The sequence below is a fragment of the bacterium genome (assembly GCA_030018315.1).
Lineage (GTDB): Bacteria > Hydrothermota > UBA3073 > JACQXS01 > JAGMCI01 > JASEGA01.
The window spans coordinates 1-10,695 of sequence record JASEGA010000040.1 but is presented as its reverse complement, the minus strand read 5'-3'; the positions used below and the strand labels follow the sequence as shown (position 1 = coordinate 10,695).

Below are 10,695 nucleotides of genomic sequence, written 5' to 3'. Positions count from 1 at the left end.
AATCGGATAACTGCCATCACGTTTAACGTTTAACGAATAACGAATAACGGTATTTCCACTGAATGGGTTAGGATATACTTCCATTTGGAATTTGGGATTTGCTTTCAGCTATCCCTTGAGGAGTCCATTTATATTTTACTGTGTAGTAATCGAGATTACCACTAATTACTTGAAAACTTCCTGTACCTACAATATCACTACCAGTTAGCGCTACCCCATGCGCTACAGTGCTATACCCAGTCATAATTGAAGCTGACCATAAAATTGTGCCAGAATGGTTATATTTAACAGTGTAGTAATCACATGTAGCAAAAATATCTTTCATAGCAAACCCGGTAGCAAAAAATGTTGCAACTACTATCTGTAGCTACACCATAAAAACAAGAAAATGTAAAATCTGTAATTGTATCTGACCATATCATTGTGCCAGCCGGATTATACTTAGCAATATAAGCGGCTGGACCAGATGTGTATCCTACAACTATGATATTACTATTCGTATCTGTCGCTATACCCTCGGCATCAAAATTAGGGACTGACCTAGTCCATAATGTTTCACCTAAAGAATTATATTTAACAGTGAAAATTACATCAGCATTGTTACACCCTGTTATTACAATGTTGCCACTCTTATCTACTGCTACACCATAAGCAACCTCGATTGCACCAAAATCAAGTGTATCTGTCCAGTCTATAATATAGTCACCAAATGCAGTTAAATATGCAAATAATGTAATTGGAACTAAAAATTTAAAGTTAAATATAGTTTCCCCTTTTATATTTTAATACTCATTTATTTCCAATTTGTCAAGTAAAATATTTAGGTATCTGTCTATAATTTATTTTCTTTATCTTATGGACATAGACTACCTTTCCAGCCAGCTTCCTGTTAACAAGTAGACACCAGTCATTGAAGCTTAGAAAAATACCCTTTCTCCATGAGCATGGAACCCTGAAATTTTTACCCCTTAGTTTACGGGATAACTTTGTCCATAGTGGGTCATCTGTAGATATAGAGAAGTATTTCCTATGCATAGAAAAAGGAAACCACAAGATTTCACCAGATGACATTTCTTGTGAAAATCTGTGTTAATCTCGTGGTTTAAGATTGCAAATTAAATTTTTTTGAATTATTGGACAGTCACCTAATTCCCATTTCCTACTTAGGTATAGCTTTTGACCTTGAGAGCCACAAAATTAGCTCTTTTGCCTTATTCTTTGCATACTCTATATCTTCTTTAGAAATTTCTTCATGTTTATCTTCTTTATATTCTATTCTTTTCTTTTCTATTATATTAGGCGTGAGCCCTCCGTGAGTATTCAATGAGGCTTCAGTGAGTTTAGCCATACGGCTAGTATGAGGAGGTGGCGGTAATTTAGAAGGTGTGGGACGATTGATTACCTGATATTTATTGAAGTTTTTAAGCCACCCATATTGCTGATTACCTACTTCATAAAATACAATCTTTTTACTAACCTCATCCTTAAGTTTATCTATATCTATGTCATCATCGTATGGGAATATTTGAGCTTTAAGCAGGCGTGAATTTGACTTAAATCTGCCCTCATCATCTGCACAACTCCATAGTCCAATATAAAATAGACGCGCAGCAATTGACCAGCTACCTACTTCTTCGTCAGAAAAGAATTCTGGGTCTATCATTCGCTTCCTTGCCATATTACTTCATCAAAACAGGACATTTGTTTGGAATTTGAACCTAACAAGCTACAGATTTTACTTTTGAGTTTTTAGCTTTAAGTTGTTTGACTTTACCTTTCTTTTTGTACTCCTTTATAAGCTTATTTATCAGCTTTTCTGGCAATAGCTTACGCTTCCCGTTACGCTCAGCCTTTGAGACTGCCTTCTCAAAATAAAATGGGTCAGCCACAATCTTACCTGATGGTAGTCTTGTAAACTTATACTCACGCTTTGCGCCTATCGCAGAATCAAGCTCTACTTCTTTACCATCACGATTTATTGTAAACCTGCCTACCTTAACAATCACTTCAATGTAATCACCACTATCATATACAACTGGCATCCCTATAACCCTAAAAAACTCACCAATCTTAGCAGCCTGCCTGCAAACATTTTCAATACCTGCAATTGATAGCCCAGTAACCTCATTATCACCATCCTTAAATGAGTATACAAAATCATTTATAACTTCACCCCTAAGACTTCTAACTATTTGACACTCATCCTCTTCATCCATCCTAACAAATGGAAGTATATTTTTCATTTTACCCCCTTTTTAACTTGACAATTTATTTTATTCATACTATTTATAATATAAACATTATTTTAAATTTGTCAAGTAAAAATCGCCAAATAATCGTAAAAAAACGACAAAAAGGCGTAAAACATTTTTTAGTAATTGTATAAAGCTATGATTAGCAAGGGAAAGCGTATATTATATATTAGGAAGAGGGTATTGGGGTTAACTCAGGTAGAATTTGGTAAGCTTCTTGGAGTTTCGCATGATACAGTCAGTTCTTATGAGAAAGATATTCATGAGCCTCCTTCTGATGTATTGATTAAGATAGCAAAACTTGGCAGTTGTTCTGTGGATTGGCTTTTAACTGGTAAAGAGGTTAGACCTCAAGGTGAGTCTCCAAGTGATAGATTAAAGCGAGTTGAGAATGAGCTTCGTGAGTTACAGGATTTTGTAAAGCGTGAATTTAAGTTAAGGCGTAAGCCAAAGGAGGAGGAGCTCGTCCCAATAGATATTGAATCAATGAAGCCAGGCATCCCTGTTATTGCAAACATACCTGCTGGTCATCCAATTGAGATAACACATGATATGGTGATTGACTGGATATGGGTACCACAGGATGCATTGATTAAGAAGGGTAAGCCAGTATTTGGTATAAAGATAGATGGTGACTCAATGAGTCCAAAACTTGAGCCCGGCGACTATGTGATAGTTATAGCTCAAGAAGTAGCGAAGACTCACGATATTGTAGTAGCACGCTTAAATGGTGAATCCTTAATAAAGGAGTTCATAAAGCGTGAAGACCATATAATATTACGCTCATCTAATCCTAAATATGAGCCAATAATTGTGCTGCCAAGTGATGACTTCAAGATAATAGGTGTAATCTATGGCATAGGGTTACGGAAGATAAGGAGATAAAAATTTATATTTAGAGTTTACTCTGGACTGTTTCTTTCACTTTTGCTGCAAGTTTTGCGATTTCTTTACCCATTTTATCAACTTCTCGTTTTACTTGGGTATTGAATTTCTCATCCTTTATTCCACCAAGATTTATCAGTACATTATATAAAGCAGAGTCCGCTGCTGCCTGTAATTCAACAGCTGCTACTCCTGCATCAGAGATTGAGTTTATATTTCCTTTGTTAGCACAGGTGACTGCAAGTTCTAATGCAGTCTTAGATAGTCTCATAACTTCAAGTGGCACTCGTGTAGCCTCTTTTAATGCAAGCTGTATCTTATTAATTCTATCATTTTTTTCCTGCTCTGTATTTTTAGGCAACTTGTAACTTGCTATAACTTTATTAAAAGCATCTTCATCTTCTTGCATCAGATTAAGGAATTCATCCTTAAACTTATTTGCCTGCTTAAGTACATCCTTCATTGTTTCTTCAACCTCCTTATATTTTTCTTTCCCAATCGTAAGTTCGCACACCATACAAACCAAGGCTGTACCAAGTGCACCAGATAATGCAGCTACTGACCCACCTCCTGGGGCTGGCGACTTTGAAGCAAGTTCAGATATAAATCTACGTGGGATTAGCTCCTCATGAGGGAACGCACCCTCAGCCCATACTTTCTTTTCAAGTATTTGGTCAGGTCTAAAATTTTCAAGCCTTAAATACCAATCAGCTGTGTCAACCAGTGCCTGCATTGGAACTACCCCTACTATCTCTGACCCAATAACTGTAACCCCATACCTTTCAGCTTCACGCTTAACAAACTCAAATGCCCTAAATAATGTGCTTTCTTTATAATTTGTCATGTTCATAGAGACCTGTGTAATGCCACGCTCCTTAAGGTCAAATCCAAGTGCCTTTACATACTTAAAGCCACCACCCTTAAATCTTATTGCACTGGCAATACGCTTTGCAATATCAATATTATTAGTGCCAAGATTTACATTATATGCAATGAGGTATTCACGTGCACCTACAACTGTTGCACCTGCACTTGGATGTAGCTCACATGGCCCAAAGTCTGGGACACGTGATGTGTCAGTTTTTATTGCTGTCATTAAGCCTTCAAACTCACCTTTCCTTATGTATGCGAGGTCTTTTCTCTCAGGCCTTGTTGCAGCTTCCTCATATAAATAAGTGGGTATATTTAACTTTTCTGCTATCTCCTTAGCAAGCTCAGTTGCAAGTTTAACACATTCTTCCATACTTACATCTGATATTGGGACAAATGGGATTACATCTGTTGCCCCAATTCTTGGGTGTTCCCCCTTATGCTTACGTAAGTCTATAAGTTCCATAGCACACTTACAGGCATTAAATGCAGCACGCTTACAAGATTCAGGCTCACCTACAAATGTTATTACTGCCCTGTTATGGTCAGTATTCATTTGACGGTCAGTAAGCTTAACGCCCGGCACTTTAGTAATCTCATCCACTATTTTGTCTATAACAGCCGAATCCCTACCCTCAGAAAAATTTGGTATACATTCTACCAATCTTGGCATGTCTCCCCCTTTCAAACAAAATTATATTTTAATTCTTTTAATTGATAGTGCCTTACCTGAACTTTCGTCTATATCCAATAGCACTCCATTTAAGTGTTCATCTCCCTGTGCTATATCAAATCTTTGTGGTGTCCCATAAGTGAAATATTTAATAGACTTATCCGGTATAACCCCTATCACTGAATTAAAAGAGCCAGTCATCCCGGCATCTGTAATGTAAGCCGTCCCTTTAGGTAGAATTTGTTCATCTGCCGTCTGCACATGGGTATGTGACCCAATAACTGCTGATACCTTTCCATCAAGCCACCACGCAAGGGCTTGTTTTTCAGCTCCACTCTCTGTATGAAAATCTACAAGTATTACTTTTGTATTTAATTTATCAATTTCAATGAGTGCCGTCCTAAACGGGCATTCTACTTGTGGCATAAAAGTACGACCAGCAAGATTTATTACCCCTATTCCATTATTAAAAATTTGAGCCCCTCTCCCAGGTACTGATTCAGGATAATTAGCTGGTCTTAGAAGATTAGGAAGTACAGTAAGCTCTGAAATTATCTCCTTTTTATCCCATAGATGGTTACCTGTTGTAATGCAATCTATTCCATACCTTTCAAGCTTACGAAATATAGGCAAAGTAAGCCCAAATCCGCCAGCCGCATTCTCTCCATTTGCAAATACAAAATTAAGCCCCTCTTTTTCTCTAAGGATAGGAATAAGAGAAGAGGCAATCCTTCTCCCCGGCTTACCATAAATATCGCCTACAAACAAAACACGCATTGTGGACAATTGTATAGACACGGCATGCCATGTCCATACTTATGAATGCTAAATTACGCACATCAATTCAGAATTTAGCATTTAGAATTCAGCATTCAGAGTCATTACTTAGCGTGTGCAATTGCCCTCGTCTCTCTTATCACAGTCACCTTTATCTCACCAGGATATTTCATCTCACTTTCAATTTTCCTAGCAATAGAGATTGCAAGTTCTGATGCAGACTCATCGCTTACCTTATCCGGTTCTACTATCACTCTCACTTCTCTTCCTGCTTGTATTGCATATGCCTTATCAACTCCATCAAATGAGGTGACAATGCTTTCAAGTTTTTCAAGCCTTTCAACATAAGCTTCAAAAGTCTCCCTCCTTGCCCCCGGACGTGCTCCTGATATAGCATCGGCTGCCTCTATAAGGACTGCAATTGGAGAGGCTGGTTCTACATCCTTATGATGTGCCTCAATAGCATTGACTACAATTTCAGATTCCCCGTATCTCCTTGCAAGTTCGCCACCTATTTTTTGGTGAGTTCCTTCGTATTCTTGAGATACTGCTTTACCAATATCGTGAAGTAAACCTGCCCGTTTTGCTATTTCTTCAGGAAACCCAAGCTCTACTGCCATAAGGGAGGCAAGACGCGCTACCTCCTTTGAATGTGATAAAACATTCTGTCCATAGGAGGTTCTAAACTTAAGTTGACCTAAAAGTTTTATAAGCTCATGATGTAAACCTGATACCTTTAGTTCAAGAGCTGCCTCCTCTCCAGCTGTTCGTATAACCTCTGGTAGCTCCTTTTTTGTTTGCTCAACAACCTCTTCAATTCTTGTTGGCTGAATCCTACCATCTGTCATAAGACGCTCAAGTGAGCGCCTTGCAATCTCTCTACGGATGGGGTCAAGTGATGAGATAAAAACACTACCAGGCGTATCATCAATTACAAGGTCTACGCCTGTGTGAGTCTCAAATGTGCGAATATTTCTACCTTCCCTCCCTATTAGTCTTCCTTTCATTTCTTCTGAAGGTAATGCAATAGTACAAATTGTAGATTCAAGTGTCCGCTCTGCAGCACATCTTTCTATAGCAGTAGAAATAATCTTCTTCGCCTCCCTCTCTGCTTCAGCTTGTGCTTTCTCTATCTGTTCCTTTATAAACTTTTTAGCCTCATCCTTTACCTCTTTCTCAAGGTTTTGGAACAGTTGACGCTTTGCTTCCTCTTGATTCATGCCTGCAATTTTTTCAAGTTTTCTGTTCTGTTCTATAATCAAGCTATCAAGCTTCTCACTCTTATTTCTAACCTCTTTTTCTCTCTCAAGTAGATTTATTTCCTTTCTACCTAACTCACTTTCTTTTCTTGTTATAAGGTCACCTTTACGCTCAAGGTTTGCTTCACGCTCATCAAGTGCCTTCTCTCTTTGCTCAATCTCCTTCTTTCTTGACCTTGTCTCACGCTCAAACTCACTTCTCCGCTTACTCCACTCAGCTCTCAACTCTAACTCAGCTGTCGATTTGTGGCGCTCAGCTTCCTTCTTTGCATCTTCAACTATCTTATGGGCAATTTCTTCTGCCTTTTTGAGCCGTACAGCTCTAAGCAATTTTTGGAGCCAAAAACCAATTAGATAAAAGACTACTGCAACCAAGATATATCCAAGAAATTGGAAATCCATTTTTAATCACCACCCTCAAAAATCACAAATCCGAAGCACTAAATTCTAAACAAATCTAAAATTCAAATGCTCAAAACTAAAAGTTTGGAATTTGTAACATTGGGATTTAGATATTGTTTAGAACTTAGGATTTCGGATTTAGAATTTCTCATAATTTATATTTTATTTCTAAACAGCCTCCAGTCCTAAAATAAAAAATAGGTCCCCTGCCGGTGCCGTGTGGGGAGGCATCTTTGAACCTTCAAAAGGAGGTGGGCACCATCCTGCACATAAATTATGCACAGGACAGCTCCCCTTTAAAAGGTGCTAGCTCAAGAATTGCACCCCATCACGAACACTACAGGGAACCCATTTAAATCTAAGAAAGACCTTCCTCTAAAAGAGCAATAGTACGCTCAACACTTGCTTTACCTTGTTCGTTTAGCTCGTGCTCCTGAAATAGCTCATCTGCTATATTTAAAGCAGCTAAAATAGCTATCCCCTCCCTGTCATTCTGAGCATAGCGAAGAATCTGTGAAGAATTGGAAAGAGCGCTAATCTTAGAATCTACATATTCTGCTACCCTTTTCATATAATCAGGAGAAACTTCACCACCTTCTACTCTGTATTCTCTACCAAATATTTTCAGCTTCACATCCATATTATAGACTAACGAAGTGAAGTTTATTAAGTAACTTATTCACCTCTTTGCGAGCTATGACTCTCTGCTCTAATAGCTTACCTATCTGCACTTTTAGTTTCGTATTCTCATCTTTCAAGAGCTTTACACGTCTTAATATCTCTTTTGCTCTATTCTCCAAAACTTTAAACCTATCTTCTCTACAAGATTCTGTGAACATATTAAGGTCCCCAGTAAGATGCCCCCTATTCACTCTACTATAAAATTTGCACTCTCTGCTTGCTCTTTAATCTCACTTTCTGCTCCTTTTATCCCATAATCACGTAATACTATAAGTTTATCTTTACCCATGTATTTCACTATCCCAAATATTGGTACTTTACTTGATAGCCATATATCACTGCCTTCATAGGTTGTGTGAAATACCCTAAGTTTTCCACAAGTTAGAGTTAGAATCTCATTCCTTAAATTTGCAGACTCATCTATTTTTGCACTCAGAAGAATACTCTTTACATTGAATTTATCAACTGGAAACTCTATAGGTGAATCACCTACTGTCTTCACAATTAATTTATTGGGTTGAGTCCCTCCTTCCTCTACAAGAAACTTTACTACAACTTCGGGCTCCACAGTCTCAAGCCAGAAGCCAGCTAAATCTTTGCCTACAATAGATACTTTTAATGGCTCACCATTCACTTCGTAAGAAACCCATTGCCCAACTGCCCATGGTATAGGCTTATATTTATGTAATTGAGCACAGCCTGTAAATATGAAAAGTATAATCAAGACATTTTTCATTTTTAACACTATACTCACTAAAAATTAATAAGTCAAGTATTTTTTTTACTTTGTTGAATAAATATTTTTGGCACCTTTGATTTTCAACCCCTGACTTGGTTTTAGACAATTTTGACCTTGTCATTCTGAACGAAGTGAAGAATCTCATAAATCGGTGGCAATCAAGGTGTTGCAAGTTTTGTAAAGTGAATTATTCAACAAAGCAAGTTTTTTTACTTTTTTTGTTTGAGTAGGACCACTTTATCAAGATCAATTTCTTTATTAAAATATAGTTTCCTAATTCAAACTTAGCAAAATAAATACCTGCCGAAAATCCTTTAGCATTCCAGGTTACATTATAATACCCGGGCTCATTATCGCCATTTACCAACATCTCCACTGACCTGCCAGCCGCATCGTAAATCTTTTAAGAGAAAAATCAGACTTGACACCATTATTTGTATTTGTAAATGTACCTAACATGAGACCTCCTATTTTAGTGAAGGAGTACCAGTTTTTCTGTGCTGCTCCTTTCACTTTGTTTAAGCTTTACCCAGTATACTCCACTGGAAAGATTTATTCTACCCCAGCGCACTTCATACTCTCCAGTTTCTTGCACTCCTGAGACTAAAGTCTCTACAACCCTCCCTAACACATCAAATATTTCTAATTTTATTTCACTCCTCTGCAATACTCTATATTTAAGAATCACCGTTGAAACCGCAGGGTTAGGGAAAATTATAAGAGGAATTCTTGAGTCTCTTTTTAAACGACATGTTTCTATCCCTTCAGTATGAAAAGTATACACATAAATTGGTCCACGATGAACGAGTATTTCCTCATACCCGTCCCCAGTAATATCAGCTCCTAAGAGTTTCCCTCCCAAAGGAATGTACCCATCAATTAAAGTATCAAAGTTAGAGCTTCCATAATAAAGAACAGCTGTATCACACAGATTGTTCTCACCTAATATACTAACGACGATATCATCGTATTTATCAAGAGTGAAATTCCCTGCGTGTACCCTATATCCAAGCTTTTCTCCAGGAATTCTACGGCTTAAGATTAAATCTGGCATAGTATCAGGCACATTTTTCCCCAAATAAATGTACACCCTTCCTCTAAGACTGTCTGCACAATAGTCTGCGATAAGCACATCACAATATCCATCCCCATTTATATCTCCACCTGAAAAAGAGTTGCCAAACTCTCCTATTGAATCCTTAAAAAATATTGCATAGGGCAAAGTGTCCATTGGATTTCCACCAAGATAGAGGTCAACCCGTTGGATATCATTCTCATCTGCACTTACAAGCAAATCATCAAATCCATCTCCATTTACATCCCCTATAACTTCTACTGACTTACCTATATGTAGATAACCTAAAGTATCTATCATATATCCTTTTATTATTAGTTCTGGTATTGTGTCGAAATTTTCACCTCCGAAATATATATATAGTCTTCCTTCCACATCAGGTCCAAGTGGTTCACCAAAGTCAGCTACTACAAGGTCGCTTATCCCATCTCCATTAAGATCGCCTCCTGAAGCCGAATACCCATAACACCCAAACCAACCTGGGACGGGTGGTTTGAGTATTAAGTCAGGATAAATTGCCGTTTGATTATAGGCACTATCACCAAAATATACATACGCTGCTCCAGTTTTAGGTGAAGCACCAATAGTAGCTCCTTCGTCACCCACTACGATATCGTCAAACCTATCGTTGTTTAAGTCCCCCACAATAGAAGCTGTCCAAAAATAACAAGAGAAAAAGGGAGGTGAAATGGGGGGTAATAGAAGAACTACATCTGGTACCGTATCCATTGGAAACCCTCCAAAGAAGACTTGAGCAGTATCATGTCTAGCTAAAAGAACATCGTCAAACCCATCTCCATTTACATCTCCTCTTCCAGATAATATGGATTGGGGCCTAGGGCTTGATAGATGCAAAATAGCTAAGAGTCTTGGTTCCTCAGGTTGTGTAAATCCATTCTTTAAGCTAAAGACAAAAAACACTACAAATACAACAATTGGAGTCAAACCTTGAATTTTTACTTTCTTCATCTTGCTTTACACTATATTCTAAATTTCTGAGAAGTCAAATATTTTTATTGCACTCCTTTGGTCATCACTCCAAGGCTCTACCCAGATTCTCACTCATGGATTGATTGTAAGTG

13 protein-coding genes and 1 other RNA gene are annotated in these 10,695 nt (G+C 37.8%); 2 read left to right on the top strand and 12 right to left on the bottom strand.

The window, feature by feature from the left end; translation table 11 throughout:
* Window positions 1-67: 67 nt before the first annotated feature.
* Window positions 68-325: a hypothetical protein gene (locus QMD71_09420; GenBank protein MDI6841046.1), complete on the bottom strand. Its 258-nt coding sequence runs from the start codon at window positions 323-325 to the stop codon at window positions 68-70.
* 158 nt (window positions 326-483) lie between these two features.
* Between QMD71_09420 and QMD71_09415 the strand changes: the two genes are divergently transcribed.
* Entirely contained in the window at window positions 484-651 is a 168-nt protein-coding gene (locus tag QMD71_09415) for a hypothetical protein (GenBank protein MDI6841045.1), read from the top strand.
* A gap of 156 nt (window positions 652-807) precedes the next feature.
* Here the strand turns inward: QMD71_09415 and QMD71_09410 are convergent, their stop codons facing one another.
* The 3 genes from QMD71_09410 to QMD71_09400 all read right to left on the bottom strand — a co-directional run bounded on the left by QMD71_09410 (window position 808) and on the right by QMD71_09400 (window position 2,243).
* Window positions 808-1,035, bottom strand: a complete 228-nt coding sequence (locus tag QMD71_09410; GenBank protein ID MDI6841044.1) for a hypothetical protein — start codon at window positions 1,033-1,035, stop codon at window positions 808-810.
* Between the two features lie 124 nt (window positions 1,036-1,159).
* Complete coding sequence (locus QMD71_09405) at window positions 1,160-1,678, bottom strand: hypothetical protein (GenBank protein MDI6841043.1); 519 nt, start codon at window positions 1,676-1,678, stop codon at window positions 1,160-1,162.
* Between the two features lie 40 nt (window positions 1,679-1,718).
* Window positions 1,719-2,243, bottom strand: coding sequence for a hypothetical protein (locus tag QMD71_09400; protein MDI6841042.1), 525 nt, complete (start codon window positions 2,241-2,243; stop codon window positions 1,719-1,721).
* A 147-nt stretch (window positions 2,244-2,390) separates the two neighbouring features.
* Between QMD71_09400 and QMD71_09395 the strand changes: the two genes are divergently transcribed.
* Window positions 2,391-3,137, top strand: a complete 747-nt coding sequence (locus QMD71_09395; protein ID MDI6841041.1) for a S24 family peptidase — start codon at window positions 2,391-2,393, stop codon at window positions 3,135-3,137.
* Between the two features lie 10 nt (window positions 3,138-3,147).
* On the opposite strand, the gene ftcD is transcribed toward QMD71_09395, so the two are convergent.
* From ftcD to QMD71_09355, 8 genes are all read right to left on the bottom strand, one after another.
* Window positions 3,148-4,680 (bottom strand): glutamate formimidoyltransferase, encoded by a 1,533-nt coding sequence (ftcD, locus tag QMD71_09390; protein MDI6841040.1) that lies wholly within the window; start codon window positions 4,678-4,680, stop codon window positions 3,148-3,150.
* Between the two features lie 21 nt (window positions 4,681-4,701).
* Window positions 4,702-5,457 carry a TIGR00282 family metallophosphoesterase gene (locus tag QMD71_09385; protein ID MDI6841039.1) on the bottom strand — a complete coding sequence of 252 codons (756 nt, stop codon included), beginning with the start codon at window positions 5,455-5,457 and terminating at the stop codon, window positions 4,702-4,704.
* Between the two features lie 104 nt (window positions 5,458-5,561).
* The gene (rny, locus tag QMD71_09380) at window positions 5,562-7,118 is read right to left on the bottom strand and encodes a ribonuclease Y (protein MDI6841038.1); all 1,557 of its coding nucleotides are present in this window, start codon (window positions 7,116-7,118) and stop codon (window positions 5,562-5,564) included.
* A gap of 199 nt (window positions 7,119-7,317) precedes the next feature.
* A non-coding RNA gene (gene ssrS, locus QMD71_09375) (6S RNA) lies at window positions 7,318-7,467 on the bottom strand.
* 9 nt (window positions 7,468-7,476) lie between these two features.
* Window positions 7,477-7,752 carry a cell division protein ZapA gene (locus tag QMD71_09370; GenBank protein ID MDI6841037.1) on the bottom strand — a complete coding sequence of 92 codons (276 nt, stop codon included), beginning with the start codon at window positions 7,750-7,752 and terminating at the stop codon, window positions 7,477-7,479.
* Between the two features lie 7 nt (window positions 7,753-7,759).
* Window positions 7,760-7,957 (bottom strand): hypothetical protein, encoded by a 198-nt coding sequence (locus QMD71_09365; GenBank protein MDI6841036.1) that lies wholly within the window; start codon window positions 7,955-7,957, stop codon window positions 7,760-7,762.
* A 29-nt stretch (window positions 7,958-7,986) separates the two neighbouring features.
* On the bottom strand, window positions 7,987-8,535 hold the full coding sequence (locus QMD71_09360) for a hypothetical protein (GenBank protein MDI6841035.1): 549 nt from the start codon (window positions 8,533-8,535) through the stop codon (window positions 7,987-7,989).
* Between the two features lie 475 nt (window positions 8,536-9,010).
* Window positions 9,011-10,582 (bottom strand): T9SS type A sorting domain-containing protein, encoded by a 1,572-nt coding sequence (locus tag QMD71_09355; protein MDI6841034.1) that lies wholly within the window; start codon window positions 10,580-10,582, stop codon window positions 9,011-9,013.
* Window positions 10,583-10,695 lie beyond the last annotated feature (113 nt).

Excerpts from the sequence above, each read along its gene's own strand:
- QMD71_09420 (MDI6841046.1), bottom strand. The coding sequence starts at position 325 with ATGAAAGATATTTTTGCTACATGTGATTACTACACTGTTAAATATAAC.
- QMD71_09415 (MDI6841045.1), top strand. The coding sequence starts at position 484 with ATGATATTACTATTCGTATCTGTCGCTATACCCTCGGCATCAAAATTA.
- QMD71_09410 (MDI6841044.1), bottom strand. The coding sequence starts at position 1,035 with ATGCATAGGAAATACTTCTCTATATCTACAGATGACCCACTATGGACA.
- QMD71_09405 (MDI6841043.1), bottom strand. The coding sequence starts at position 1,678 with ATGGCAAGGAAGCGAATGATAGACCCAGAATTCTTTTCTGACGAAGAA.
- QMD71_09400 (MDI6841042.1), bottom strand. The coding sequence starts at position 2,243 with ATGAAAAATATACTTCCATTTGTTAGGATGGATGAAGAGGATGAGTGT.
- QMD71_09395 (MDI6841041.1), top strand. The coding sequence starts at position 2,391 with ATGATTAGCAAGGGAAAGCGTATATTATATATTAGGAAGAGGGTATTG.
- ftcD (MDI6841040.1), bottom strand. The coding sequence starts at position 4,680 with ATGCCAAGATTGGTAGAATGTATACCAAATTTTTCTGAGGGTAGGGAT.
- QMD71_09385 (MDI6841039.1), bottom strand. The coding sequence starts at position 5,457 with ATGCGTGTTTTGTTTGTAGGCGATATTTATGGTAAGCCGGGGAGAAGG.
- rny (MDI6841038.1), bottom strand. The coding sequence starts at position 7,118 with ATGGATTTCCAATTTCTTGGATATATCTTGGTTGCAGTAGTCTTTTAT.
- QMD71_09365 (MDI6841036.1), bottom strand. The coding sequence starts at position 7,957 with ATGTTCACAGAATCTTGTAGAGAAGATAGGTTTAAAGTTTTGGAGAAT.
- QMD71_09360 (MDI6841035.1), bottom strand. The coding sequence starts at position 8,535 with ATGAAAAATGTCTTGATTATACTTTTCATATTTACAGGCTGTGCTCAA.
- QMD71_09355 (MDI6841034.1), bottom strand. The coding sequence starts at position 10,582 with ATGAAGAAAGTAAAAATTCAAGGTTTGACTCCAATTGTTGTATTTGTA.